This is a genomic window from Roseibium sp. (assembly GCF_965232425.1).
Classification (GTDB): Bacteria; Pseudomonadota; Alphaproteobacteria; order Rhizobiales; family Stappiaceae; genus Roseibium.
In genome coordinates this window covers 5,444,353-5,468,978 of sequence record NZ_OZ246971.1, presented here as the reverse complement: position 1 = coordinate 5,468,978, position 24,626 = coordinate 5,444,353, and the positions used below count along the sequence as shown (strand labels likewise).

The window sequence follows — 24,626 nt, the reverse complement described above, 5'->3', positions numbered from 1 at the left end:
ATTTGCATGTCACAAGAATCCTGATCGCCGCCGAGTAAACTCAGGGTACGGACTCATAGATGAAATCAAATTCGTTTGGATCGTTTTGACCAGCTGCGAGGAGCGAAAGCGCAGGAAATGTGGTGCATTTTCAAGCCTTTTGCGACGATGCAGATGGCCAAAACGGCCAAATCCGAAGGACGGCAAAATGGCTTATCTTCGCAGCGTCACTGCACTTCACCGGGCATAAAGCCCGCTCTACCTGCGCATCCTCGCGAGATTCGCGATTTCTGCCGCCAATCGGCTTCATTTATGAGCCCGACGCCTGATTTCACTTCGGCGCCACATCCTGATGTCTCCGAACGTTTCGATATCAGTCCTCTGCGCCAGACGTTCAAGCGCGGCGTTGACGATATCACTGGATGGAAGTGTCTTGCCGCCGAATGTCATCGCCAAAAGCATGGCAACTTTCATCTGGTGTCTTCCGGGCTCAAGTCTTTCATACAGCACTGCCTCAAGCCGTATGATCTCGTCACAAACGGTCATTCTTCATAGTCTGGAGAACCGGCGACTTGAGGTCAATCGCATACACTGGGGTAGTCTTCCGTCCAGAGCGCGCTTCAGGAACGTCTGACGCAACATGCGCAAACTGCTTAACTGTGGCGGTGTGTCGGATGTAAAAATCGGCACTGTGATTTATGCGGTGACATCCGAAGCAGGTTGCGCAGTCTGACACATGAACTCTGCCTGCTACGTGCTTCCGGACCCCTGCTGGAAGGCTTTCATTGACCGAAAAAAAGTACGTGATTGATGCAGGCATGGGTGTCCGGAACGGAATGATGTTTCTCTGTCCGGTCAAGAGGGATAAAGACGGAAACCTCGTCCCCGACACGTCCGAACCCCGCATTCTCTGCGACAGCCTGGTAGACCGCGTGATCGTCGGCATCTTCCACGCAGATGGCCCCGAAGCCCTCGACGCGTTCTGTGAGGACCACAAGGACGAGATCCGGCGGGTTCTGGCGCAATTTTTGTAGTCTTGCATTGCCGTGTTGGTGACGCGCCGATGAAGGCACCTGCATGAAATCGCAACCCCTGCCATGGGCACGCCGACCAGCTTCCTTTTGAACCGCGCTAGCGTTTTCCGAAGGAACTTTTGCGGGCGTGTGCGTCCGTCCCCTGTTGTCCATACTGCGGCGGAACGGAAAGTCTGCTTGGCTGTTTTCGAACAGCTGTACGCTCCTTGATCCAGACGAGCAGCAAAATACCCAAGCCCATTCCGATAAGCGTGAGCGACGCCAGGTTTACGCCCATCCAGGAAACCAGATAGGCGTCGATCCACCCCTGAAAGAGCGTGTATGGCTTGGATCTGATGTTGTAGTGTTCAAGTGGCCGGTATTTCGTTGCGTATGACAGGAAGCCAAAGAATAAAATCACTGAAACAACCTGAAATTTCCTGTTCAGGAAAATGTTCTGCATTTTTTCAATCCAATACATGCGAATGCGATGCCGGTGGATTAGCGCGCAAAACTACAATCAAAGGTCAAGTCACTCGATTAAATTCACCCGCATTTGCGCTTTTCTCGCTTTCACGCAATTGCGTATCAGCCTTGCCCACGACAGGGCTTAGTCTCCGCCTCATCGGCAAAATCATGCACCGAGAACTCACCCGCAGGTTCGGCCGCCACGTGTACTTTTCTGAGGCTTGGGAAATTAATTGCGGTGCGGGTGGGGTTCAAACCCACGGTACGCTCTCACGCGCGGCGGTTTTCAAGACCGCTGCCTTAAACCACTCGGCCACCTCACCAATGCAGCCAAGGCGCGTCGGCGCGGGCGGCATTTGAGAACCTGCGTCTATGTGAGTTGGCTCGTCCTTTCTCAAGGCCGCACGGAAATGAATTGCGGTGTGCGCTGAGTGCAGCGCGGCCACCACCTGGAACAGGCAACTGAGCTATATTCTTTCCCAAGTCAGCTCACATATCGGCGGGAAGGGTCGAAGGGAGAATGGCACGTTGTTCCGGTCTTTGAAGTTAAGGCCTTTCTGGACTTGACGATAGTCAAGACCTTCGATCGCCAATCCGGTGACGATACCAACCGCCGGAGACTGCCAAGCTGCGCTCCCGGCAATCCTTCAGCTGGAAACTTCCCGGAAGACGTGATCATGGCCGCAGTCCTAAACCCGCAAGACGCCAAACCTCTGCATCGACTTCCGACCGTACTGACGACCGGGTTTCGCTTCTTTTTTCTTGCAGCAGGCCTCTTCTCGATCTTTGCCATGCTGGCCTGGACAGTCTGGCTGGGCGTGCACGCCGCGGGTGGAGCGTTCATATTCCAACCCATGTCGATGGCACCGCACCTGTGGCATGCACACGAGATGGTCTACGGATATGCGGCGGCCGTGATGGCAGGGTTCTTCATCACGGCCGTACCCAACTGGACCGGAACACGGGAAGCAGGGGCCGGATTCGTGATGGCCAGCGGTTTCATCTGGCTGTTGGGCCGTCTCGCGGTCTGGTTTTCGGGGAGTTTTGATCCGGTCGTTGCTGCGGTGATCGATCTGGTATTCATTCCGGTCCTTGGCACTGCGATCATCGGGCGGCTCGCCCAAAAATCCCAGGCACGCAACCTGATCTTCCTGTTTCTGCTGTGCGCTCTGTTCACCGGCAACCTGATGATGCATCTGGACTGGATCGGATGGGCAGGGGGAAACGCGGAAGCGGGTATCCGGATCGGCATTTTCGCAAGCGCAACAATGATCTGCATCGTTGGCGGACGGGTCGTTCCGGCTTTCACGCGCAACGCCCTTAATAAGAAAGGCTATATGGGTGACTTGCCGCAATCCGGCATCTGGCTGGACCGCAGCGGCATGTTGTTCGCTGCGCTGGCAACGCTGGCCGCGTTTCCGTTTGTGCCTTCTCCGGTACTTGGCTGGATCTGCCTGGCGGCCGGTGCTGCAAATCTGTTTCGCCTGGCCGGTTGGCGCGGATGGGCTGTGCGCAATGCTCCGATCCTCTGGATTCTACACATCGCATTCCTGTTGCTCGCCACCGGTTATCTCGTTTACGGCAGCACGCTTGTCCTCGGATTGATGAGCGAAACCTCCGCGCTTCATCTGCTGGCGGCAGGTGCGATCGGCAGCATGACACTTGCCATGATGACCCGCGCGTCTCTGGGACACGGCGGGCGGCCGCTCAAGGTGTCCCGGCCGATCGCGCTGGCGTATCTGGTGCTGATTTCGGCCGCACTTGTGCGCACTTTCGGCACGCTCGCTTTCGACTACTTTCCGGTGATGCTTGTCTCGGGTGCGCTCTGGGTCGGCGCTTTTTTTCTCTTCGTCTGGATCTACGCACCGATCCTGCTGGTGCCGAGGGCTCCGAGGCACCCGGACGCGCACGTCACGTGACCGGGCACCACCTCGAAACATGAACGTCGTGGTCAAATTTTTCCGCGCTTGACTATCGTCAAGACACTCGCCGGGTGGAACCCCGAAAATCGCTCCAACGTCATGATTGACCTTTGTTGGAGCGCTCAGCGTGCATCCTCTTTCTTTTATATTCCGATACGTCTGGCTGGCCGTCTGGATGACGCTTGCGATTGCGGCCACGCCCGTGGCCAACGCGGCGGACGCGGAAATTGGGCGCTTTCTTGAAAAGGTCTCGCCCGCAGACATGGTTCCGGGAGCAGACAGTTTCGGCGCGCTTCGAGACGATGTGCCCGTCGTGCCGGCGCTCAAGGGGGGAGACACCGTCGGCTGGGTTTTCCTGACGTCGGACTTTGTGTCCACCACTGGCTATTCCGGCAAACCGATCCATACGCTGGTCGGGGTTGACCCGGACGCAGTTGTCACCGGTGTGCGCCTGGTCAAGCACTCCGAACCGATCGTTTTGATCGGTATACCGGAGGCAAAGGTCAGGGCCGTGACGGAAGGATACGCCGGGCTCGACCTGAAGGCGGAAGCGGCAAGCGGCGGTTCGGCGCACGAACTCGACATCATTTCCGGTGCGACCGTGACCATCATGGTGATCGACGACTCCATCGTCCGTGCGGGCTTGAAGGTTGCCCGGTTGCTCGGTCTTGGCGGTCTTGCGCCACAAGTCGCCGCAGCGGGGCCGAAGAAAGAGATAGATACTGGACGGCAGGACATTCTTGACTGGATGACACTGACGGGTGACGGATCGGTGCGCCGGATGTCGCTGGACGTCGTGCAGGTGAATGACGCCTTTGCGGTGCAGGGCGACCCGCGTGCGATTGCCCGCCCGGAAAAGGGACCGGACACCGATACATTCATCGATCTTTATGTGGCGCTTGCGGACGTTCCGGCCATCGGTCTTTCTCTACTGGGCGAAGCTGAATACGCCAATCTGAAGAAACGCCTGAAGGACGGCGAACACGCTCTCCTGGTGATGGCGCGGGGACGTTATTCCTTCAAGGGATCCGGGTATGTCCGGGGCGGTATCTTCGACCGGATCCAGATGATCCAGGACGATGTTTCAGCCCGGTTCTTCGACAAGCAGCACGCCCGCGTGGGTGAGATCGCGGCGGACGGCGCGCCCGCCTTTGTCGAGATGGACCTTTTCGTCATCCCTGCCGATATCGGATTCGATCCCGCCAGGGACTTTCGGCTCCAGCTCCTCGTCCAGCGTGCCGTCGGACCGATTGACAAGGTGTTCCTGACATTCGACCTCGGATACCGGTTGCCGGACAGCTACCTGAAAGAGGTGCCGGTTTCGACATCGGGACAGCAGACGGACCTGCCGGCTGCCAGTGCTTCTTTGACCGGCGAAGCGGACACCGCTCCGCTCTGGCAACGGATCTGGAAGGACCGCCAGGCCGATATCGCCATCCTAGCGGCCGCCATTGTCGTGCTCACACTGGTTTTCTTCTTCCAGATGCAGGTAACCCGGCACGAGCGTTTCACCTTCTGGTTCCGCATCGGGTTCCTGACGTTCACGCTGGTCTGGCTTGGCTGGATCGAAAACGCCCAGCTTTCGGTCGTCAACGTGATGGCGTTCTTTTCCTCGCTGACCGGCCAGTTCAGCTGGGATGCGTTCCTGATGGATCCGCTGGTTTTCCTGCTGTGGTTCTCCGTTGCCGCCGCGCTCCTGTTCTGGGGCCGCGGCGCCTATTGCGGCTGGCTTTGCCCCTTCGGTGCACTCCAGGAGTTGACGAACAGGCTCGCGAAGCTGGTGCGTATCCCGCAGATCGAAATGCCGTGGGCTCTGCACGAGCGCCTCTGGCCGCTCAAATACATGATCTTCCTGGGTCTCTTCGGACTGTCACTCTATTCGCTGGACGGTGCGGAGCAATATGCCGAGATCGAACCTTTCAAAACTGCGATCATTCTGAAGTTCCAACGTGCCTGGCCCTTTGTTCTGTTCGCCGTGGCCCTGCTGGCAGCCGGTCTCTTCATAGAGCGGTTTTATTGCCGGTATCTGTGCCCCCTCGGCGCGGCACTCGCGATACCCGCGCGGCTCAGAATGTTCGACTGGCTCAAGCGCTACCGCGACTGCGGCAATCCGTGCCACCGCTGCGCCAAGGAGTGCATGGTCCAGGCCATCCATCCGGAAGGCAACATCAATCCAAACGAGTGCCTGAACTGCCTGCACTGCCAGGTTCTTTATCAGCACGATCAGAAATGTCCCGTTTGCATCAAGAAACTCGCCAAGAGGCGGCGTTTCGAAAAGCAGACCGGGCTTGGAAAACCGGAGGCGACGGCCAAAACGGCCGCGCCGGAGCCGGTTGGCTAACCTTCAAAGGGCAAACAAGGAGATCAGCCATGAAGGAGAAAGAAAACCATTTGGGCGTTTCCCGCCGAGACCTTTTGGGCGGAACCGCGAAAACGGCTGTCGTGGCTGGAATGGGTGCTGTTGCGGTCACCGGAGCCCAGCCCGCCTTTGCTCAAGGCGATCATCAGAAGTTTGAAATGGCACCGGGCGAACTCGACGAGTACTACGGTTTCTGGTCCTCCGGCCAGACCGGCGAGGTTCGCATTCTGGGCGTTCCATCGATGCGTGAACTGATGCGTATTCCGGTCTTCAACCGCTGCTCGGCAACAGGTTGGGGCCAGACCAACGAGTCGCTGAAGATCCTGACGGAGGGCCTGTTGCCTGAAACGAAGGCTTATCTGGCGGCACAGGGCAAGGTCACCTACGACAACGGCGACCTGCACCACCCGCACATGTCCTTCACTGACGGCACATATGACGGCCGCTACATCTTCGCAAACGACAAGGCAAACACGCGTGTTGCCCGCATCAACTGCAGCACGATGAAGTGCGACAAGATCATCGAGATCCCGAACGCGCACGACATCCATGGCATGCGCCCGCAAAAGTATCCACGCACGGGCTACATCTTCGCCAACGGCGAACACGAAGCTCCGCTCGTCAACGATGGCAGCATTCTGGACGATCCAGATCAGTATGCCTGCATCTTCACCGCCATCGACGGCGACGAAATGAAAGTTGCCTGGCAGGTGATCGTTTCCGGCAACCTGGACAACACCGACGCGGACTATCAGGGCAAATACGCCTTCTCGACGAGCTACAACTCGGAGATGGGTACGAACCTTGCCGAGATGACCGAAAGTGAACTGGATCACTGCGTCGTCTTCAACATCAAGGCGATCGAAGAAGCCGTTGCCGCGGGCAACTACAAGGAGATGAAGGGTGTTCCGGTCGTCGATGGGCGCAAGGAAGCCAATTCCCAATTCACGCGCTACATCCCGATACCGAACAGCCCGCATGGCTGTAACGCCGCGCCGGACAAGAGGCACATTGTCATCAACGGCAAATTGTCTCCCACGGTGTCGATCATCGATGTCACCAAACTCGATGCGCTGTTCGACGACAATGCCGACCCGCGCTCGGCAATCGTCGGCGAACCGGAATTGGGCCTTGGGCCGCTCCACACCGCGTTTGACGGCAAGGGCAATTGTTTCACCACGCTGTTCCTGGACAGCCAGGTGGTGAAATGGAACATGGACAAGGCCATTCAGGCCTATGCGGGCGAAGCCGTCGATCCGATCATATCCAAGGTCGATGTGCATTATCAGCCGGGCCACAATTCCACATCCATGGGCGAGACTGCGGAAGCGGACGGCAAATGGCTGATTTCGATGAATAAGTTCTCCAAGGACCGTTTCTTGAACGTCGGTCCGCTGAAACCGGAGAATGAGCAACTCATCGACATTTCAGGCGATGAAATGACGGTGGTTCACGATGGGCCAACCTTTGCCGAGCCTCATGACAGCATAATCGTGCATCGCTCGAAGGTGAACCCGGCGATTGTCTGGGACCGCTCCGATCCGAGCTTCGCGGATGCCATCCGGCAGGCTGAGGCGGACGGTGTCGATCTTGAAGATGCGGCCGATGTCATTCGTGACGGCAACAAGGTGCGCGTCTACATGCACTCCGTCGCGCCGACCTTCAGCCTTGAGAAATTCACGGTGAAACAGGGTGACGAGGTGACGGTCTATGTCACCAACATCGACGACATCGATGACCTTACGCACGGCTTCTGCCTCGCGAACTACGGTGTCGCGATGGAAGTCGGCCCGCAGGCGACCGCGTCGGTCACGTTCATCGCCGAACGTCCGGGCGTCCACTGGTTCTATTGCCAGTGGTTCTGCCACGCGCTCCACATGGAAATGCGCGGCCGCATGTTCGTCGAACCCAGAGGAGCCTGATCCATGCAAAGCGCCCTTCGAAATCTGGCTTGCGGCATTGCTTCGGTCTTTACGGCTCTGGTGGTCTGCGGACCGCTGGCGGCTGCCGGCTGGACGGTGCCGGCCAGGGAGGGCGCATTGCAGAAAATCCTGCAAGACGCGCAAGCCGGAGATATCCTCCGGCTTGCGCCCGGCGATCATGCCGGCCCGGTGACGGTGGACAGGCCGGTCACGCTCGACGGCGCCGGCAAGGCCCGTATTGTCGGCAACGGCGAGGGGAGCGTAGTCACCGTGACCGTGCCGGGTGCGACGATCCAGGGGCTGACCCTGATCGGGTCGGGGCTCTCACACGAAACGCTCGATGCCGGCGTCAAGCTGACCAAGAAGGCGCACGGCGCCGTCGTTCGCAACAACCGGATAATCGACAATCTGACCGGAGTTGACGTTCATGGCGCGCGCAACGCCATTGTCTCGAACAATCTCATAGAGGGCCGGCGTGATTTGCGCCGGAACGAGCGCGGCAACGGCATTTACGTCTGGAATGCACCTGATCTGCTTGCGGAATTCAACACAATCCGTTTCGGCCGGGACGGTGTCTTCGTCAATACCAGTCACAAGGACACTTTTCGCGGCAATCTTTTCGAGGAACTTCGGTTTGCCATCCACTACATGCACGGCAACAGCGGCGTGATCGAGGACAATGTCTCCAAAGGCAATGACATCGGATATGCGCTCATGTTCTCGGACCGTCTGACGGTTCGAAACAATGTCTCGATCGGAGATCGCAATCACGGCCTCATGCTGAACTACGCCAACCGGGCAAGGATCTCGGGCAACCTTGTATCCGGCGGCGGTGAGAAGTGCCTCTTCATGTACAACGCCAATAAGAACAGCGTGTCGGACAACCACTTTGAAGGATGTCCGATCGGAATCCATTTCACCGCAGGATCGGCCAGGAATACATTCCAGGGCAACGCCTTCATCCGCAACAGGACACAGGTGAAGTATGTCGGCAGCCGAATGCTCGACTGGAGCACAGACGGGCGCGGCAACTACTGGAGCGACCACGCTGCATTCGACATGAATGGCGATGGTCTTGCTGACACCGCGTACCGGCCCAACGACATGGTTGATCAGGTCTTGTGGACGCAGCCTTCCGCCAAGCTGCTGATCGGCAGTCCTGCCGTTCAGCTCCTGCGTTGGACGCAGTCTCAGTTTCCGGCCTTGTTGCCGGGCGGGATCGTCGACAACGCCCCGCTAATGCATCCGCCCGTTCGCCATACGCCAAATGCAGGAGTTCAGGGATGACCCGGTCTACCCTTGCTGTTCGCTCGGTCACGAAACGCTTCAAAACCCACGTCGCCGTCGACCAGGTGTCGTTTGATCTGAAACCCGGCGAACGGGTTGCGCTACTGGGGCACAACGGTGCTGGGAAAACCACGCTGTTCAAGATGATCCTGGGTTTCCTGAACCGGGACGCCGGCGAGATCTCCGTTCTCGGGTCCTCTCCCGGCAGCAAACTATCCCGGCAGGGAGCAGCTTACTTACCCGAGTCAGTCGCGTTTTCCGGAGCTCTGACCGGCGAGGAAGTCATAAGCTTTTATGCGCACCTGAAGGGCGAGAATGTTGCCCGTTCCCTTCAACTGCTGGAGAGGGTCGGTCTTGCCGATGCCGCAAGACGGCGGGTGAACACCTATTCGAAAGGCATGCGCCAGCGTCTAGGTCTGGCACAGGCGCTTATCGGAACACCGAAGCTGGTTCTTCTCGACGAGCCGACCACGGGGCTGGATCCGATTTCCAGACAGAATGTCTACGAACTGATCGGCGAGATTGCCGATCAGGGAGCGACCGTCTTGCTGTCCTCCCATGCCTTGACCGAACTGGAAGCCCGGACAGACAGGGTCCTTATCCTGTCAAAGGGGAAACTCGTCGCCGATGACGAACTCGCCACGTTGCGAGCCCAGGCCGGCCTTCCGATCAGGTTGAAGGTCTGGACGAAGCCGGGGGCGGTTCAGGAAGTGGCGGAACACCTCGGGGCGGGAAAGATGAACGGACGATCCGTGGAGTTCGACTGTGGCAAGGACGAGAAGGTTCGGACGCTCGCGGCAATAAGCGCGCTCGGCAACCTGGTCGAGGACGTTGATGTCCATGCGCCCAGCCTCGATGACGTTTACCGGCATTTTTCAGACACATCGCGAAAGGAGGCATGAGCCATGTTCTCCCGAATTCTCACGATCGCACAACAGGAAGTCCGGATTGGCATCAGAAACCGCTGGGTTCTGCTGGCCACATTGATACTCGCCGTTTTCTCGCTGGCTCTGGCCCTGCTGGGGTCCGCGCCGGCGGGAACACTTGGAATAGACCGGTTGACGATCACGGTCGCTTCGCTTGCAAGCCTGTCCGTCTACCTGGTCCCCTTGATCGCGCTATTGCTCGCCTTTGATGCGGTGTGCGGCGAGATCGAACGGGGGACCCTGCTCATGACCTTCTCGTGCCCGATATCGCGCACGGAGTTCCTGTTTGGAAAAGCCGTCGGGCATGCGTTTGTGCTCACAATTGCACTGGTCGCGGGCTATGGCCTCACGGCTCTTGTCCTTTTGGCAACGGGAACCGGTTCGCTCTCTGGGCTGACAGACTTCGCACGGCTGATTGCAACATCCGTGCTCCTCGGCATCTGTTTTCTTGCACTCGGCTACGTGCTGAGCTCGCTGACCCGTCAGTCGGGAACAGCCGCGGCGCTGGCGATCGCCGCGTGGCTCCTCCTTGTTGTTCTTTACGACCTTGCCCTTTTGGGCGCACTTGTCGCCAATCCGAGCGGCATATTCGCATCGCAGGTTTTCCCTTACGCCGTTCTCTTGAACCCGGCTGATGCCTTCCGGCTCTTCAACCTTGCGGCACTAGGCGCCAGTGATCTTGTTGGCGGCATGGCTGGTGTTGCGGAAACGTTGCCTTTCGATCCTGCATTCGCACTTGTGTCGTTGGTTGTCTTCGCCGGTGCCGCCCTGGCAGCGTCGGCCACTCTCATCCGGAGGATCACGCCATGAAACGAAGGTTCATTTTTCTCCTTGCGCTCGGTCTCCTCGCAGGATGTCAGGAGGAGGTTGAGATTGTAAAACCGGCGGCAATAGTCCTGACACCGGAGGCGGCGGGGCATTATTGTCAGATGACCGTCCTGGAGCACGACGGTCCGAAGGCGCAGATCCACCTCACCGGAAATCCGTTTCCATTCTGGTTCACACAGGTGAGGGATGCGGTTGCGTTCATGCACTCCCCGGAAGAACCCAAGAACATTGCCGCGATCTACGTGAATGATATGGGTGCGGCACGCAGCTGGAAGGAGCCTGGTTTTGAAAATTGGATCGAAGCAGAGGCGGCCTGGTTTGTCGTTGACAGCAGACAGACCGGCGGGATGGGCGCGCCCGAGACGATACCGTTCGGAACTGAAGAGGGCGCAAAGGCATTCGCCGCCGCCAACGGCGGCCGCATCCTTCGCCTCCATGATATCCCTGTTGACTACGTATTGGCGCCGGTTGAGCTCTCCTCGGCGACCGGGTTGACCTCCAACGGGTCGGGTGAGGCCGTGAGATGACGTGTTCCAGTACACTGAGGCGTAGGATAAACCGGCGACGCTTTCTCAGGATCTGCGCCATCGCCTCGGCCAGTGCATGTCTGCCCTCTTCGGCTCCTGGAGCAAATCAGGCCCTGCAGCGCTGGACCGGTACCGCGCTCGGAGCGCCTGCCGAGATCAACCTGCTCGGGGTCGACGGCGAAAAGGCACGGGCGCTGTTCCGTCTGGTCGACCATGAAATCCGCAGGTTGGAGGGAATTTTCAGTCTCTTTCGCGACGACAGCGAGCTGGTCAGACTTAACAAAGACGGATGCCTCAAGGCACCGTCGCTTGAATTCATTGAGCTTCTCGGAACCGTGCGCCTTGTCCACAGGGTGAGCGATGGCGCGTTTGATCCGACCGTTCAGCCACTCTGGATTCGCTTTGCGAATGGCACCGCGCCTCAAGATCTCTCCGAAATGCGCGCTTTCGCGGATGCCGCGAGCCGCACGGGTTTCGCAAAGGTCCGCTTTGATCCTTCGCAGATCCGTTACGAAAAATCCGGTATGGCGATGACCCTAAACGGTATTGCCCAGGGTTACATCACGGATCGCGTCACCGCGTTGCTGGAGGCTCGAGGATGCCGGAACGTCGTCGTCGATCTCGGCGAAATATCAGCCAGGGGCGGAGGCTCCAGCGGGCAGCATGACGACAATGGCGGCTGGAGCGTGACACTGCGACCTGACCCGGCACATCCGTCGGCAAGGACCGGCATCCGTCTGAAGGATGCAGCCGTCGCCAGTTCTGCACGACTGGGAACGACACTCGATCGTGAAGGGAACCACTCGCACATTCTTGATCCCCGGTCGGGGCACCCGGTGAATGCGGATCTGATCGCTGCAAGCGTGATTGCCCCCAGCGCGGCGCTGGCAGACGGCGTGTCGACGGCAGCTCTGGTCACCGGCAGGAAGGGGCTCGGCACTACGTTGTCTCAACTCCCCGCAACAAAGGCATTCGTTGTTCGTGAAGACGGAACCGCGGGCTGGATGTGAAGCCGGGACACGGCGAAGAGCGTGCAAAATCGGTGGTGTTTGACCGGCGACTTATTTCCCGTCAGCCTCATCCATCAATCCGCGTACCCATTTGGCAGCCCACCAGGCCGCGGGAACACCCAACGGTATGCTCGACCAGATAGCCGCTTGAGGTGAAATCGCAGGCAGCCCGAGTGAAATGCCGATCAGCCCCAACAGGAAGAGATTGATTGCAACCGCCGCCGCCGTAAACGGGTAAAGCAGCAAGGCGAGCTTTTTCACCGACCATGTGCTGTCTGTCGCGGTCATGCTGCTTGTCTCTTCATCGAAGATCGGAAGTTTCGCATTTTTTTCAATAATAAAGAGACAACTCTTAACCTGTTGCAAGAACTGAGATCGGGCTGGGCACACCGCGCAATTCCGGGATCTGTCCCGCCCGGAACAACCGTTTCTGCGTCTATCTCCACACCGGCTGATTGATGTTCCACGGTGCGGTGTTGGCTGACCGGGTCGAAATTTTTCGCTTTCAGCCAGGCAGTGCTCAGACTGTGAGCGATGAGGTCCGCAATGAAATCGGCCTCTCCGACAGCCGGGAGCAGGACGCCCTTGAAACCGCCTTCGACGAGGGCATCCGGAATGTCCTCTGTTAGGTGAGATCCGGTTCCGGCCAGAAACGGCAGGAGAAGCGTTCTGGGCGTACTCACCTGCGCCACCCTTGTAAGAAACGGTTCCTGCGCGAGAAAACCCGTGTGGATCTTCTTCTTGAAAGGCATCAGGGCGCGCACGCGTTTTGCGAAATAGAGGGCGCAGTCAGCCGCAGCCGGACCGGTTTCGGAGCCATGCGCCGCGATCATGACGTTACAGGAATGTAAGGACCAGCCACGTTGCTCTGCCTCCTGTTTCAGCAGCTGGACGGTCCTGTGCGGCAACATCGGATGAAGACCGAGAGGGCTGAGCTGCCGAACCTCACGGCCACCTGTGCGTTCCGGCAACGCCTTTTTTGTAAACCAGCCGTCGGCCATAAAGACGGGATACACAAACGGAATGCCGCCGCATTCCCTCAGTTCCCGCTCAAATGTGCCGGGAGCGGCCAGAGTGGCGGACCGGATATGCCAATCTGGAAGCCGCGACCTGATCTGCTGTGTCAGCAACTCAAGCTGCGCCTCGCCCGATACCGGGCAGGAGGGTTGACCGTGCGAAACGATCAGGGCTTCAGTGACTGGTTCCTTCCGAGAAGGTGATCTTGTTCCAGACATTGTATTTTCCCGAAGGTTTCTTCATCGGCAGACGCCTTATTTCTTCAAGCGTCTGCGCGTCGTAGACGATCACGGCACCGTCCTCTTCCCAGATCGAAACAAGGGCATGAGCGCCATCGCGGGTGAACTCGACATGCGCAACGGTCGCGCCTTTCTCCGGCCGCAGGGTTTTCACGATCTCAAGGCTCTCCTTGTCGATCACATGCATGACGTCCCTGTTCGGACCGAAGAAGACATCGACCCAGACATAGGGCGAGTTTTCATGGCTGCGCATGAAAAAACCCGGCCCCAGCGTCTCGATGCGTTTCACCGTCTTCCAGGTCTGCATGTCGATCACGGAGACCGCATTGTCCTTGAGGTGAGGGGTCGCCATGACGGTCGTATCACCATGCTTCCAGGTGATGCCGGAGCCGAGATGCGGCATTCCCGGCAGGTCCAGATCAGCGGTTTTCTGGCCGATGACCAGGTCGATGACCTGGCCGCCCGCACCACTGCGCGAAGCGCCCATGACATATTCGTAGCTCTGATCGAAAAAGAAGTCGTCAAGATAGTCGGGCGTCGTGATCTTGCGCACCGGAAAAGGCTTGGTGTGCGGGGCAGGGCCTTCTATCCGCCAGTCATGGGCAAAGCCGTAATGTGGCGGGTTGGGGCCGTAGAACACCTCCCAGATCTCCGGCACATCCTTCAGCGCCAGAACAAAACTCTTGCGTGGCGGCGCTTGATAGACCGCGGAAATCCGGCTCGGGGTCCCGTCCTTGCCCTTGATTTCCTGCACCGCCGCGACGCTCAGGTCTTCGGCAGAAAGGATCGTCAGGGTGTTCGGCAGATAGTTGGCGACGGCAATCCACTTGCCATCATGGCTCATGGCGATGTTGCGGCTGTTGAGCCCGGCACGAACGCGCCCGACTTCCTTGAGCGCATAGAGGTCGTATTTCTGGACCCAGCCGTCGCGGGACATGATGAAGACGTATCGGCCTTCCGGGCTGAATTTGGGCCCGCCATGCACCGCGAAAGGCGTCGCGAACCGGTCGAGCGTTTCGAACGTGTCGCCATCAAGCACGCTGACGTGGTGATCACCGGTCTCGACGGCAAGCGTGATGTTCATCGGGTCTGACGACCAGACGGGCTTGTCCGCCGGCTGATAGTCTTCATTGAGGACCCGGCTGGCCATGATCTCTTCATCCCCCCAGGGCGGAACATCGGCCAGCGGCTCTTGCAGGAAAGCAGAAAGCGCATCAATCCGGCTATCGCTCATGATTTCGCCGAAGGCGGGCATTTGCGTTGCCGCGCGGCCGTTGCGGATCACGGAGACTAGGTTGGGTCCGCGCATTCGGCCAAGTGTCTGCGGAATGAGGGCAGGGCCGAGGCCGCCGAGGCGATTGACGCCGTGGCATTCCTGGCAGTTTTCGGCATAGTCCGTAACCGGATCCGCAAACGGGGCGGACACGGTCATCACAAGAGCGCTAAGCGAAACGATGAGCCGGGTCATGGCGTTTTCCTCTGAAGGGTGTCACGGTCAGGCGTTCGCAAGTCTCGCCGAAGAGGCCGATCTCGTTGTCGTCGAGATAGCAGGCCGGGTCCTCTGCCCAGGGATCGCCCGTGAGCTGCAGCGCGCGGATGCGCGTGTTACCGCCGCAGACGTCCTGGACTGCGCAGGAGCCGCATCTGCCTTTCAGGGGCCTCGGCCGTGTCCTGAGCTGTTTCAGCACGGGATCGTCGCCGGACCAAAGCTCGGAGAAAGGTTTGTCCTTCACGCTGCCGACCGTGTAGTCGGACCAGTAGGTGTCTGGATGAACATTGCCGAGCGTATCGATATTGGCGACGCCGAGTCCGGACGAATTACCGCCCCAGGCGGCAAGATGGCTGCGGACATGGTCAGCGATGTCATCACCGAACTTTGCGCGCACCCAGTTCAGGAAATAGACCGCGTCGGCGTCATTGTTCCCGGTAACGATATCGAGTTTCCGCCCGCCGCTGACGCCGGTCCATGCCCTGTCGAGAAGGAGGTCCATTGCCCAGCGGGATCGCTTGTGTTCCGCATCTTCTCCACGGTTCTTGTCACCGCGCCCGGCATAGACGAGGTGCGACAGGTAGAATTTGTCGACATCTTCATCGTCACAGAGGTTCAGAAGATCAGGCAGATGCTTGTGGTTTCCCTCGGTCAACGTGAAACGAAGCCCGACCTTGATGTTCCGCGCCCTGCATTCACGAACCCCGCGAAGGGCGGCCTGATAAGCGCCTTCGACACCCCGGAACCAGTCGTTGGTCGCACCGATGCCGTCAATTGAAATGCCGACGTAATCGAAGCCGATCTCCGCGACACGATCGAGCGCATCACCTTGAAGCTTTGTGCCGTTGGTCGAGAGCGCCAGCATGCGCACGAGTTTGCGTGCGCGTGCGCCAATGTCGAAGAGATCACGCCGGTCAAGTGGTTCACCGCCTGACAGGATCAATGCGGGGATCTTGAAGCGGCCAAGATCTTCCAGCGTTTCCATGGCCTGTTCGTGCGTCAGCTCACCCGGAAAATCGATATCGGCGGACACCGTGTAGCAATGCCGGCATCTGAGATTGCAGCGGCGTGTCAGGTTCCAGATCACGACCGGTTTCACCGATCCGCTGCTTACGCGTGTGCGAACCGGTGTCGGATTGGTGATCTGCTGCATGTATTCCGTCAGACGAAACATCGTTCAACCTCTCTTGCCGGCAAGCCGCATGCCCGTTTTCTTCAGGATCCGGGTTGAAAACAGGATGTCGCCGGCCCGGCAGGCATCACCGAGCAGGTCCGCGACCTTGTCCCTCTTGACGAGGACCTCCTCGCGGCTGGAACCGTGGACCATCGCGAAGAGGTTGTAGCGCCACACCGGAAGAACGCGCGGACGCCGGTAGCAATGGGTCACGAAGGAGAGGCCACCGATGATTTCACCCAGACTGTCGACAACGGTATCGTCGACGTCCCACACGGACATGCCGTTTGCGGTCATGCCGAGGCGATAGTGGTTCGGTGCGGCGCCGATGCGTCGTACGACGCCCTGCTTCTTGAGAGCATCCAGACGGTCCAGCAGTTCGGCCTCGGTGATGCCAAGCGTTTCGGCGACAACCGCAAATGGCTGCGGCACGAGCGGCAGGCCGGCCTGTGTGGCCTCGATGATTGCCCTGTCTTTTGGATCCAGTGTCATGCGTCTACCCGGAAGCCAACGAAAAACTCGCGTTTCTTGGGAAAAAGAAGAACTTCCAATCCCGTGTCGTGCTCGATGTCCTTGGCCGTTCTCATGATGTCGCCGCGCTCCTCGGTCGCCAGCACGAACCACATGTTCAACTCGTGGTCCCGTTCATAGTTATGCGCGACTTCCGCATGAGCATTGACTTTGGTTAAGACGTCTTCGAAGCGGTCTTCGGGAACGCACATGGCGCACAGGCAAAAGGCGCCGCCGAGGGCTTCGGCGTCGAAAAAGGGTCCGAAGCGCGTCAGCAGACCGTCGTCCCGCAGCTGACGGATCCGGTCGACAATTGCCTCTTCGGACAAACCGAGTTCTTCGGCCAGCGAGGCGAATGGATGCGGGACGAGCGGCAGATCATCCTGAAGGCGGTTGATCAGCCGGCGATCGAGATCGGTCAGCGTCACGGTCATGCGGCAGCCCCCTGAGGTGCGATCATCGCTCCGGTCTGCTTGAAACAGCGGCATGAAAACAGGATACGCCGGTCAACGCCCGTCAGCTCCGGAAGTGCCGACGCTCTGGTCAAGGTCTCAAGTGCTTCCTTGCGGCTCCGCGCGTGGATCATGCAGTAAAGCCGGTAGGGCCAGACGCCAGCAACGGGCCGGCGCTCGTAGCACAGGGTCACGCCCGGCACGGCGGCCAGCGCAGGCCCGGCAGAGCCCACCAGTTCCGGGCAGATTTCCCAGACAACCATGGCGTTGGAGCGCCAGCCGAGCGCCCTGTGTCGGACGATCACACCAAGTCTCGAAATAATCCCTGCGTCCTGCAGCACCGCGACCCGGTCCAGAACGTCTTCTTCCTGCCAGCCCAGTTCCGAGGCGATCTCACGATAGGGCCGTTCGGTGAGGGGCATGCCGGTGGCGAGCGCCTGCAGGAGATCGTTGTCACCCTCCTGCAGGTGCTCTTTACGAACCGGCCGGGGCGCGGGTGGCCGGTCCATCTCTCCGTTCAGTCTGAATCCAAGATCGACGTTGAACGGTCTGACAAGTGGAAGGTCCAGGACACGAAGCCCTGTGCGACCCTGTATTTCCTCCAGGACGCGATCGACATGCGCTCTGTCGGGGCCGGTCGCGACGAACCAGAGGTTCCAATGGTTCTCTCTCTCGTAGGAATGATTGACGCCGGGCTGGCTGCCGACGATTGCCGCCACATCTTCAAGTCTTTCGGCTGGTGCGGCGAGTGCGGCAAGCGTGCTTGCCGAGACGGTGTTGGGCGCGCACGTCGCGCCGACCCGGGTGACGCGGCCGGTCGCCTTCAGGAACTCCAGTCGCCGAATGACTTCCGTTTCACCGCATCCCAGCACCTGGCCGATCCGTGCAAATGGGCGCGGTGCGATGGGAAGACTGCGTTGCCAGTCATCCAGAAGCTTCAGATCAAGTCGGTCGCCTATACGTTCCATCTTTCAAAGTCCCGTTCTGTGCGCCCTCGATGTGAAGAAGATGCCCGACGGGCTTTCTGCGTCGATCTCGCCCCGCTTTTCGAACGTTCTCGTGTCGTAGATTATGACTTTTCCTGAATCGCGTACGGACACCCAGACTTCGTGACCGCGAGGTGTGAACTCCATGTGCAGGACCGCTTTGCCCGGCTTGAGTTCGTGTACGACTTCCTTGGAAACCGTGTCGATGACCTGAATGGTGTCGTTGAGAGGATGGGCGAAATTCACCCAAACCTGCCGCCCATCCGGCCGCGACATGGCGAAGACCGGCTGCCCATAAGTTTCCGTTCGCCCTGTTTCGGAGAGGTCGCTCGCATCGATCCACAGAACCTGGTGGTGTCCGACGGCGGGAAGCACGAATTCCTGTCCGGCCCGGGCCCAGCCCTCAAGATGAGGCATCTTGTAGACCGGCAGCTCTTTCTGGCCACGGCCGTACTCAGGCAGCACCCGGATCGGAGCCGGTTCGGCTGCCCAAAGATCGATCGCGGTCAATCCGTCCTCGCCGAAAAGGCCGGTGATGTAGAGGCGGCCGTCTCCGGTGATCAGGGCGTCGTACGGGTTGGCACCGATCTCCCTGATCCTGGTGATCGACGGCTCCCCGGCTGACAGATCCGCAATCCAGGTTTCACCGTCATCCCAGAGGGTAAACACGAATTTCCGGCCGGGCGCGTCCACTAGACCGATTGTTTTCGAGCCGGTCGGAATGTCGGCGACGAGGTGGAGCGAGTCCGCATCGAAAATGCGGACGCCGCCGGGTTCATAGTTGGAGACGGCGACCAGTTTTCCGTCATCGGAAATCGCGCCGCCGATGGCATTGCCGGACTGGACGACGCGCTTGACGATCTGCCCGGATGTGATGTCGACTTTTGTCAGACCGCCGTCGCGCCCAAAAACATAGGCAAACCTCTGGTCGGGCGAATAGACGAGACTGGCGTGCGAAAGGTCTCCGAGACCTTCGATCCTGGTGATGGCAGCACGTTCGGACTGGTCGATGAGGAGAAGAGACCCGTTTGCGCGCTCCACCACCAGGCCAAGGTCACCCGTGGCGACAATGGTCTCGGATTTCAATGGGGTTGCCAGTACCGCTGCAGCCATTGCAAGTGCCAGAGCGGAGCCCTTCAGAGCCGTCATTTCAATTCTCCCTGCAAGAGATACTTCGCAATCCGATCTGCGTCCGCTTCGCTGAGCAACGGCCGCCAGGGCGGCATTGCGGTTTCCGGGATGCCGTCGAGCACCACGGTGGCAAGGGTTTCAATGTCGTAGTGGGACAATGATTCAGGCCGGATATCGGGTCCGAGGCCGCCCTTGAGCGTCAGGCCGTGGCAGGAACCGCAGTCCTGATGGACCAGATTGATCAGTTCCGTTTTCGCGCTGCTCTCTTCCGCCATTGCAGGCGCACAAAGCAGGACAGCGATGGAAAGAAGTCTAAGCATGGGCCTGCTGCCCGGCTGCCGAAACGCCCGGTAGCGGCTTTGAAATGTCCAGTTCATGTGCGGTCCAATCGGCACTCAGCGTGACGACCTTGCCGATGACGAAGAGGACAGGGGCCTTGAGACCAGCCTGCCGCAGATCAATTGCAACCGTGCCGAGTTTCGAAAACAGTCTGGTTTCGCGAGGCGTCGTCGCCTGTGCGACCGCCATGACCGGGGTCTCTTCGCTCAACCCCTCGGCGACAAGACGCAGAGCGATCTGGCCGATATTCGCCACACCCATGTAGACAACTAGGGTGGTGTCCTCACAGGCGAGACCGCTCCAGTCGAGATCGAGCGACCCGTTCGATTTGCGGTGTCCGGTAACATAGCGCACACCGGTGGCAAGGCCTCGGTGAGTGAGGGGAACGCCGCTCACGCAAGCAACGCCTTGTGCCGCGGTAATGCCGGGTGCGTACTCGATGTGAACACCGTTTGCAGCAAGATACGCGGCTTCTTCGGATCCGCGGCCAAATATCAGTGGATCGCCGCCCTTGAGGCGCGCCACTGTCAATCCGTCCTGCGCGAAATTGCAGAGCATCTCGTTGATGCGCTCTTGCGGAACCGGGTGGTTGTCAGGCGACTTGCCAACCGAAACCAGGTGTGCCCCCGCCGGCGCCAGCGACAGGATTTCCGGAGACACCAGCCGGTCGTAGACGACCACATCAGCGTCCTGAAGCATGCGCACGGACTTGAGGGTCAGAAGTTCAGGATCGCCTGGGCCTGCTCCGATGAGAAAGACTTTTCCAGTCATGAAAACCCTCGCTTCGCCTGAATACTCGATGGCCAATGGTCACTCATTTCGCGCACGACCTGCTTGATTATTGTCAAGCGCCCGGCAGCTTTTTCTTATTTTTAAGATCAATAAAATCAGGGAGTTACGGTAACTCTGCCGATCATTTCCTGGGTTTCCCAATGTGGTCCGCACAGGTAGCTTTGCGGCGGCCCGGCAGTCAGGAACGTGAACTCGAAGGTCTCTTCGGGAAACAACCGGTCCGACTCGGCGATGCCCTCGTCTGAGAGAATGACGCTATGGCTGGTTCGCTTGTCGACATTCACCCATCGGACAGTCGTACCCACGGGAATGCTGAGGTCTTCCGGGCAGAACCTGTATTTGTACATCTTGACCACTTTGACGCCTTTTTCCTCGGACGACGAATGGCCGAACATCTCGACATAACGGTCTTCCGCTTCCGCGCAGATCACAGCCGTGTCTTCTTCGGCGGCCATGGCGGGAAGAGCGACCGTCACCGGCAACATGACAGCGGCAAGAAGCAAAACATTCATGAACATGAGATTTCTCCCTTTCATGCGGAAACGGCGGCCGGAAAGCCGGCCGCCTGCCGTCTACTGTTTGGACACGTTGATCTGTGCGGCCTCGTCATCAAGTGCGAGACTGGTGTCGAAGGTCACGTGGTGGAAACGTGCCGCCGCATAGTCGTCGTGGATCGCAAAACCGACCGTGTAGACCTTGCCCGGTTCCAGTGGGACGTCACCCGGTGCACCGGACTTGAGTGGCCGGGAAAACACGACGGTCCAGACGCCGCTCGACAGACTTGCCTCAGCCGCCATCTCGCCGTCATTCGCAACCCGGCGGTCCAGCAGATAGCCGTTTGAAGACGAGCCGTCCGCATAGACCCTGAGCAGATCCAGGAACGTGCCGTCTGCAAGAAGCTGATCGATCTCTTCGACCGGTTTCAGCTTGTCCCAGCCGCCCTGGGCCTTGCCGCGCCGCCCCTTGATTTCGACCTTGGTCCGGCTCTCGGTCAGGTATTTGGTGATCGTGTCCTTCGCCTCCAGTCTGCCTGCAACATCGGCATTGGCGGCAATTGCCTCGGCACCGGGATCGAACGGCATGTAGGTGTTGTCCGCATGACACGACGCCCAGCACCCGGTTGTCTCTCCCATCTCGATGCCGGTCCCGGTGATCATCATGGCAACCTTGACCTGGTTGTCGGGATCCATCTTGCCGCCGTCGACGAACGGAACGGGGTTGTGACCGGTATCCGGCCACTGCAATCGCACATAAAGGTTTTCATCGTCATGGGCGGCCTGAATGGCTGCATCGATCGTGCCGCGCTTGCCTGGTATCGGGGTGGGTTCGATCTCGCCGCCTGCGACGATCTTGGTGCCGATCGCGGTGACTTCCTTGGCATGACAGGTGGTGCACGCATCGCCGCCCTTGGTGAGCGGACGGGCACCGCCGTGGGTCTTGCCGTTCTGAACCCATTCAAACGAAGCCTGACCGGGATAGAACAGGGTCAGGTCGGTCACGGGGACCGCGTTCCAGTCGATATCGGGAGCGACATTGCCACCGCCTCCCGGCGACGTTGGCGCAGCCTCGACCGCGTTGCCGTCCGCCTTGGCGCGCTCCTCGGCAACCGCGGCGTCAACGGCAGCAGCAATCTGGGCTTGGACAGCCTCCTGCCGGGCCTTCTGGTCGGCCTTGGCCGCTTCCGCCTCGCTTGCCTCCCTGGCTTCAACGCGGGCAAGGCTTGCCATGTATTCTTGCGGAACGTCCCGGACGAATCCGGGGTGAGGGGCTTCGAGCTCTTCCAGATATGCCTCGTCCGCCCGGTCACGCAGATCCGAGTGGGCAATGCCCTTGTGGCAGTCGATGCAGGTCTGGCCGGTCGACATGGCATTGAGGTGCTGCTGACGCGCGCGCGGTTTCTGGAATTCCGGCATCATCGAATTGAAGTCGTGGCAGTTCCGGCACTCACGCGAATCGTTGGCTTTCATCCGCTCCCACTCGTTCATTGCGAGCGCCAGACGCTTCGCCTCGAACTTTTCGGGCGTGCTGATGGTGCCCATCACCTTGCCGTAAAGTTCCTTGGAGGCCTGGACCTTGCGGATGATCTTGTGGGTCCAGTCTTTCGGCACGTGGCAGTCGGAACAGGTTGCACCGACACCGGAGCGGTTCACGTCGTGGATCGTGCCCTTGTATTCTTCGTAGACGAAGTCGCGCATCTCGTGACAGGAGATGCAGAATTGCTTGGTATTGGTAGCTTCCATCGCGGTGTTGAAGCCGCCCCAGAAAATGATGCCACCGGCAAAGACGGCCGCAACACCGCCAATGGGCATGCCCCATATCAGGTATCTGCGCCAGATCGGTTTCTTCTTGTCACCTTGGCTGTTCTCGGACATGTCCAGGCTCCGTTTTGGATTTCTCCGCAGGCCCTTTTGACCGGGCCATAAGCGATCGCAATGCGGATGCGGGGAGCGTTTGCCCTCACTCAGGCGACCCGTGGTCGATGCAGTCCCTTCACCGCTGGCAAAGAGGAAGGGCGGGATCTTTGCCCGCCCTTCCGGAGTGCTGGCTCACATCAGGTGACGTGGTTCGAACGGTTGTAGACGTTGAACTTGCCGGTCGGAGCGAAGAGGCCCTTGACCCGCGTTTTTTCTTCCAGCGTCTTGGCGTCGAAGATCACGATTTCACCGTTGGGCTCCTTGGAGGTGGAGCGGTTCCACTTGGAGACCCAGACTTCCGAACCATCCTGGTTGAATTCGAAGTGAACGGCGACGTTGCCTTCTTCTTCGGTGATCTGGATGGTTTTGACGATCTCTCCCGTTTCCTTGGAGATGACCTGAACGGACTGCTGCACTTCCGGTTCCGGATGCTTGGTCTGGTCGGCCCAGATATAATCCGAAGTCGGGTGCGTTCTGATGAACAGTCCCGCACCGTCTGTTTCGACCTCGTAGCAGACCTTCCAGGCGTCATCCGGACGGTTCTCCGGGTCATTGCCCCAGACGGTTACGGTGCCTTCTCCGAGGTGCGTGGTTCCTGCCACCGGACCGCAGTTCGGGTCATTCCAGTTGGCGCCCGGGCCGGGGTGCGGCAGCGGCGCGGTGTCGATCATGGCTTCCAGCTTGTGGGTCTTGGTGTCCACGACAACCATCTTGTTCGACGCATTCGCGGCGATCTGGAAGTAGCGGCCGGACGGATCGAAGAAACCGTCATGCAGGAATTTAGCGGAATCGATCTTGTCGATGCGCAAATTGTCCAGATCGCTGTAATCGACCTGCCAGAGTTGGCCGAGTTCCTTGACGGCGACGATCCAGGTCGGTTCGTTCGGAGTTGTGTAGATGGCCGCAACGCGGCTTTCTTCCACATACTCGCCGTCAACATTCACACCGCGCGTGGAAACGACCTTTTTCGGCTCCATGGTTTCCGCATCGACGATCGCGAAGTGCGGCGGCCAGTAGCCTCCGCCGATGACGTATTTGCCGTCGCCGGAAACCGCGACGTCGCGTGCGTCGTAGGCGATCTTCACTTCGGCAACCAGCATGTTCTCCGGGTTCTGCCAGAGATCGATCTTGGTCATCTTGCCGTCGCGGCCCATCGTGTACCAGAAGCGTCCCGGATGCTCCGGTTCTTCCAGTTTGTGGTGCTCGGAAGCTTTCAGGACGTGCACCGCGTAACCGGTCGGTATGTGTGCCAGGACTTCCTTGGTGTCGCCGTCGACAACCGCAACCTTGCCCACGTCACGCTCGATGACGACGAAGAAGTTTTCCCAGTTCCTGCCATGCAACGGCTCGCTCGGATAGTCCTCCGGTTCGACATAGACTTTCCGGGTTGCTTCCATCTGTGCCAGCGACATTTCCGGCGGTGTCGGCGCCTCCATCATGATGTAGGTGGCCATGTCCTTGATTTCCTGCTCGGTCATGATGTCCGAGAAGTTGTTCATGCCGCCTTCTGTGCCCCAGGAGATGATTTTCTCAAGTCGTTCCTGTCCCAGCTGCAGCGTGCCACCCTTGGTGACGGTGCCGTCAGCTGCGGTCTTTTTCCACTCGGGTTCCAGGTTCTTCCCCGTTGCGCCCTTGCGCAGGACGCCGTGGCAACCTGCGCATCTTTCGAAATAGAGCTGCTTGGAACTTTCGAAGGCCTCCTCGCTGAGGGTCGGACCTTCGGCAAGGGCAGGCGCCGTCATGCTGCCCATCAGCAGCGCCAGACAGGTCGCTAACGCATAACCTGACCCTTTTTTCTTCCTTGGATGTGACATTCTCCAAACTCCAAATGCTGGTGAGGCA

General features: G+C 59.2%; 24 protein-coding genes, 1 tRNA gene and 1 pseudogene. 10 read left to right on the top strand and 16 right to left on the bottom strand.

Annotated features, from left to right (window positions below; genetic code table 11):
* The first annotated feature begins 75 nt into the window (after positions 1-75).
* On the top strand, positions 76-534 hold the full coding sequence (locus ACO08A_RS25010; RefSeq protein WP_422038571.1) for a hypothetical protein: 459 nt from the start codon (positions 76-78) through the stop codon (positions 532-534).
* 230 nt (positions 535-764) lie between these two features.
* Positions 765-1,013, top strand: a complete 249-nt coding sequence (locus ACO08A_RS25005; protein ID WP_422038570.1) for a hypothetical protein — start codon at positions 765-767, stop codon at positions 1,011-1,013.
* Between the two features lie 97 nt (positions 1,014-1,110).
* Here the strand turns inward: ACO08A_RS25005 and ACO08A_RS25000 are convergent, their stop codons facing one another.
* Positions 1,111-1,455 carry a hypothetical protein gene (locus tag ACO08A_RS25000; RefSeq protein WP_422038569.1) on the bottom strand — a complete coding sequence of 115 codons (345 nt, stop codon included), beginning with the start codon at positions 1,453-1,455 and terminating at the stop codon, positions 1,111-1,113.
* A 241-nt stretch (positions 1,456-1,696) separates the two neighbouring features.
* A tRNA-Ser gene (locus ACO08A_RS24995) sits at positions 1,697-1,783 on the bottom strand.
* 354 nt (positions 1,784-2,137) lie between these two features.
* Between ACO08A_RS24995 and ACO08A_RS24990 the strand changes: the two genes are divergently transcribed.
* The 8 genes from ACO08A_RS24990 (at position 2,138) to ACO08A_RS24955 (ending at position 12,241) form a co-directional block, all read left to right on the top strand.
* Positions 2,138-3,379, top strand: a complete 1,242-nt coding sequence (locus tag ACO08A_RS24990; protein WP_422038568.1) for an NnrS family protein — start codon at positions 2,138-2,140, stop codon at positions 3,377-3,379.
* Between the two features lie 178 nt (positions 3,380-3,557).
* Entirely contained in the window at positions 3,558-5,723 is a 2,166-nt protein-coding gene (locus ACO08A_RS24985) for a 4Fe-4S binding protein (RefSeq protein ID WP_422038567.1), read from the top strand.
* Between the two features lie 29 nt (positions 5,724-5,752).
* Positions 5,753-7,663, top strand: coding sequence for a TAT-dependent nitrous-oxide reductase (nosZ, locus tag ACO08A_RS24980; RefSeq protein ID WP_422038565.1), 1,911 nt, complete (start codon positions 5,753-5,755; stop codon positions 7,661-7,663).
* Positions 7,664-7,666: 3 nt separating this feature from the next.
* A complete protein-coding gene (locus ACO08A_RS24975) occupies positions 7,667-8,950 on the top strand; it encodes a nitrous oxide reductase family maturation protein NosD (RefSeq protein ID WP_422038564.1) in 1,284 nt (427 codons plus the stop codon).
* Positions 8,947-9,852: an ABC transporter ATP-binding protein gene (locus ACO08A_RS24970; protein WP_422038563.1), complete on the top strand. Its 906-nt coding sequence runs from the start codon at positions 8,947-8,949 to the stop codon at positions 9,850-9,852. Before ACO08A_RS24975 ends, ACO08A_RS24970 begins: the two co-directional genes overlap by 4 nt.
* Positions 9,853-9,855: 3 nt before the next feature.
* Positions 9,856-10,686 (top strand): ABC transporter permease, encoded by an 831-nt coding sequence (locus tag ACO08A_RS24965; RefSeq protein ID WP_422038562.1) that lies wholly within the window; start codon positions 9,856-9,858, stop codon positions 10,684-10,686.
* Entirely contained in the window at positions 10,683-11,231 is a 549-nt protein-coding gene (locus tag ACO08A_RS24960; RefSeq protein ID WP_422038561.1) for a nitrous oxide reductase accessory protein NosL, read from the top strand. The genes ACO08A_RS24965 and ACO08A_RS24960 overlap by 4 nt, the downstream gene beginning before the upstream one ends.
* Entirely contained in the window at positions 11,228-12,241 is a 1,014-nt protein-coding gene (locus ACO08A_RS24955) for an FAD:protein FMN transferase (RefSeq protein ID WP_422038560.1), read from the top strand. Before ACO08A_RS24960 ends, ACO08A_RS24955 begins: the two co-directional genes overlap by 4 nt.
* A 51-nt stretch (positions 12,242-12,292) precedes the next feature.
* On the opposite strand, the gene ACO08A_RS24950 is transcribed toward ACO08A_RS24955, so the two are convergent.
* The 14 genes and pseudogenes from ACO08A_RS24950 to ACO08A_RS24885 form a co-directional block, all read right to left on the bottom strand.
* Positions 12,293-12,529 carry a hypothetical protein gene (locus ACO08A_RS24950; RefSeq protein WP_422038559.1) on the bottom strand — a complete coding sequence of 79 codons (237 nt, stop codon included), beginning with the start codon at positions 12,527-12,529 and terminating at the stop codon, positions 12,293-12,295.
* On the bottom strand, positions 12,526-13,476 hold the full coding sequence (locus tag ACO08A_RS24945) for a hypothetical protein (protein WP_422038558.1): 951 nt from the start codon (positions 13,474-13,476) through the stop codon (positions 12,526-12,528). Before ACO08A_RS24945 ends, ACO08A_RS24950 begins: the two co-directional genes overlap by 4 nt.
* Positions 13,433-14,965 carry a cytochrome D1 domain-containing protein gene (locus tag ACO08A_RS24940; RefSeq protein WP_422038557.1) on the bottom strand — a complete coding sequence of 511 codons (1,533 nt, stop codon included), beginning with the start codon at positions 14,963-14,965 and terminating at the stop codon, positions 13,433-13,435. The genes ACO08A_RS24945 and ACO08A_RS24940 overlap by 44 nt, the downstream gene beginning before the upstream one ends.
* A complete protein-coding gene (nirJ, locus tag ACO08A_RS24935; RefSeq protein ID WP_422038556.1) occupies positions 14,940-16,160 on the bottom strand; it encodes a heme d1 biosynthesis radical SAM protein NirJ in 1,221 nt (406 codons plus the stop codon). The genes ACO08A_RS24940 and nirJ overlap by 26 nt, the downstream gene beginning before the upstream one ends.
* A gap of 3 nt (positions 16,161-16,163) precedes the next feature.
* The gene (locus ACO08A_RS24930; protein ID WP_422038555.1) at positions 16,164-16,652 is read right to left on the bottom strand and encodes an Lrp/AsnC family transcriptional regulator; all 489 of its coding nucleotides are present in this window, start codon (positions 16,650-16,652) and stop codon (positions 16,164-16,166) included.
* Entirely contained in the window at positions 16,649-17,104 is a 456-nt protein-coding gene (locus ACO08A_RS24925) for an Lrp/AsnC family transcriptional regulator (RefSeq protein WP_422038554.1), read from the bottom strand. Before ACO08A_RS24925 ends, ACO08A_RS24930 begins: the two co-directional genes overlap by 4 nt.
* Positions 17,101-18,090, bottom strand: coding sequence for an Lrp/AsnC family transcriptional regulator (locus ACO08A_RS24920; RefSeq protein WP_422038553.1), 990 nt, complete (start codon positions 18,088-18,090; stop codon positions 17,101-17,103). The genes ACO08A_RS24925 and ACO08A_RS24920 overlap by 4 nt, the downstream gene beginning before the upstream one ends.
* A 3-nt stretch (positions 18,091-18,093) precedes the next feature.
* Positions 18,094-19,257: a cytochrome D1 domain-containing protein gene (locus ACO08A_RS24915; protein WP_422038552.1), complete on the bottom strand. Its 1,164-nt coding sequence runs from the start codon at positions 19,255-19,257 to the stop codon at positions 18,094-18,096.
* Positions 19,254-19,559, bottom strand: a complete 306-nt coding sequence (locus ACO08A_RS24910) for a c-type cytochrome (RefSeq protein ID WP_422038551.1) — start codon at positions 19,557-19,559, stop codon at positions 19,254-19,256. Before ACO08A_RS24910 ends, ACO08A_RS24915 begins: the two co-directional genes overlap by 4 nt.
* On the bottom strand, positions 19,552-20,349 hold the full coding sequence (cobA, locus tag ACO08A_RS24905) for a uroporphyrinogen-III C-methyltransferase (protein WP_422038550.1): 798 nt from the start codon (positions 20,347-20,349) through the stop codon (positions 19,552-19,554). The genes ACO08A_RS24910 and cobA overlap by 8 nt, the downstream gene beginning before the upstream one ends.
* Positions 20,350-20,465: 116 nt before the next feature.
* A complete protein-coding gene (locus ACO08A_RS24900; protein ID WP_422038549.1) occupies positions 20,466-20,888 on the bottom strand; it encodes a cupredoxin domain-containing protein in 423 nt (140 codons plus the stop codon).
* Between the two features lie 54 nt (positions 20,889-20,942).
* On the bottom strand, positions 20,943-22,097 hold the full coding sequence (locus ACO08A_RS24895) for an ethylbenzene dehydrogenase-related protein (protein WP_422041808.1): 1,155 nt from the start codon (positions 22,095-22,097) through the stop codon (positions 20,943-20,945).
* Positions 22,098-22,187: 90 nt separating this feature from the next.
* Positions 22,188-22,742: pseudogene (locus tag ACO08A_RS24890) on the bottom strand (NapC/NirT family cytochrome c); the annotation flags it as partial.
* 179 nt (positions 22,743-22,921) lie between these two features.
* Positions 22,922-24,526: a cytochrome D1 domain-containing protein gene (locus ACO08A_RS24885; RefSeq protein ID WP_422038548.1), complete on the bottom strand. Its 1,605-nt coding sequence runs from the start codon at positions 24,524-24,526 to the stop codon at positions 22,922-22,924.
* Between the last annotated feature and the right edge of the window lie 100 nt (positions 24,527-24,626).

What these genes read in the sequence shown, in the direction of transcription:
- ACO08A_RS25000 (WP_422038569.1), bottom strand. Translation starts at nt 1,455, where the DNA reads ATGCAGAACATTTTCCTGAACAGGAAATTTCAGGTTGTTTCAGTGATT.
- ACO08A_RS24990 (WP_422038568.1), top strand. Translation starts at nt 2,138, where the DNA reads ATGGCCGCAGTCCTAAACCCGCAAGACGCCAAACCTCTGCATCGACTT.
- ACO08A_RS24985 (WP_422038567.1), top strand. Translation starts at nt 3,558, where the DNA reads ATGACGCTTGCGATTGCGGCCACGCCCGTGGCCAACGCGGCGGACGCG.
- nosZ (WP_422038565.1), top strand. Translation starts at nt 5,753, where the DNA reads ATGAAGGAGAAAGAAAACCATTTGGGCGTTTCCCGCCGAGACCTTTTG.
- ACO08A_RS24975 (WP_422038564.1), top strand. Translation starts at nt 7,667, where the DNA reads ATGCAAAGCGCCCTTCGAAATCTGGCTTGCGGCATTGCTTCGGTCTTT.
- ACO08A_RS24970 (WP_422038563.1), top strand. Translation starts at nt 8,947, where the DNA reads ATGACCCGGTCTACCCTTGCTGTTCGCTCGGTCACGAAACGCTTCAAA.
- ACO08A_RS24965 (WP_422038562.1), top strand. Translation starts at nt 9,856, where the DNA reads ATGTTCTCCCGAATTCTCACGATCGCACAACAGGAAGTCCGGATTGGC.
- ACO08A_RS24960 (WP_422038561.1), top strand. Translation starts at nt 10,683, where the DNA reads ATGAAACGAAGGTTCATTTTTCTCCTTGCGCTCGGTCTCCTCGCAGGA.
- ACO08A_RS24955 (WP_422038560.1), top strand. Translation starts at nt 11,228, where the DNA reads ATGACGTGTTCCAGTACACTGAGGCGTAGGATAAACCGGCGACGCTTT.
- ACO08A_RS24950 (WP_422038559.1), bottom strand. Translation starts at nt 12,529, where the DNA reads ATGACCGCGACAGACAGCACATGGTCGGTGAAAAAGCTCGCCTTGCTG.
- ACO08A_RS24945 (WP_422038558.1), bottom strand. Translation starts at nt 13,476, where the DNA reads ATGTCTGGAACAAGATCACCTTCTCGGAAGGAACCAGTCACTGAAGCC.
- ACO08A_RS24940 (WP_422038557.1), bottom strand. Translation starts at nt 14,965, where the DNA reads ATGACCCGGCTCATCGTTTCGCTTAGCGCTCTTGTGATGACCGTGTCC.
- nirJ (WP_422038556.1), bottom strand. Translation starts at nt 16,160, where the DNA reads ATGTTTCGTCTGACGGAATACATGCAGCAGATCACCAATCCGACACCG.
- ACO08A_RS24930 (WP_422038555.1), bottom strand. Translation starts at nt 16,652, where the DNA reads ATGACACTGGATCCAAAAGACAGGGCAATCATCGAGGCCACACAGGCC.
- ACO08A_RS24925 (WP_422038554.1), bottom strand. Translation starts at nt 17,104, where the DNA reads ATGACCGTGACGCTGACCGATCTCGATCGCCGGCTGATCAACCGCCTT.
- ACO08A_RS24920 (WP_422038553.1), bottom strand. Translation starts at nt 18,090, where the DNA reads ATGGAACGTATAGGCGACCGACTTGATCTGAAGCTTCTGGATGACTGG.
- ACO08A_RS24915 (WP_422038552.1), bottom strand. Translation starts at nt 19,257, where the DNA reads ATGACGGCTCTGAAGGGCTCCGCTCTGGCACTTGCAATGGCTGCAGCG.
- ACO08A_RS24910 (WP_422038551.1), bottom strand. Translation starts at nt 19,559, where the DNA reads ATGCTTAGACTTCTTTCCATCGCTGTCCTGCTTTGTGCGCCTGCAATG.
- cobA (WP_422038550.1), bottom strand. Translation starts at nt 20,349, where the DNA reads ATGACTGGAAAAGTCTTTCTCATCGGAGCAGGCCCAGGCGATCCTGAA.
- ACO08A_RS24900 (WP_422038549.1), bottom strand. Translation starts at nt 20,888, where the DNA reads ATGTTCATGAATGTTTTGCTTCTTGCCGCTGTCATGTTGCCGGTGACG.
- ACO08A_RS24895 (WP_422041808.1), bottom strand. Translation starts at nt 22,097, where the DNA reads ATGGCAAGCCTTGCCCGCGTTGAAGCCAGGGAGGCAAGCGAGGCGGAA.
- ACO08A_RS24885 (WP_422038548.1), bottom strand. Translation starts at nt 24,526, where the DNA reads ATGACGGCGCCTGCCCTTGCCGAAGGTCCGACCCTCAGCGAGGAGGCC.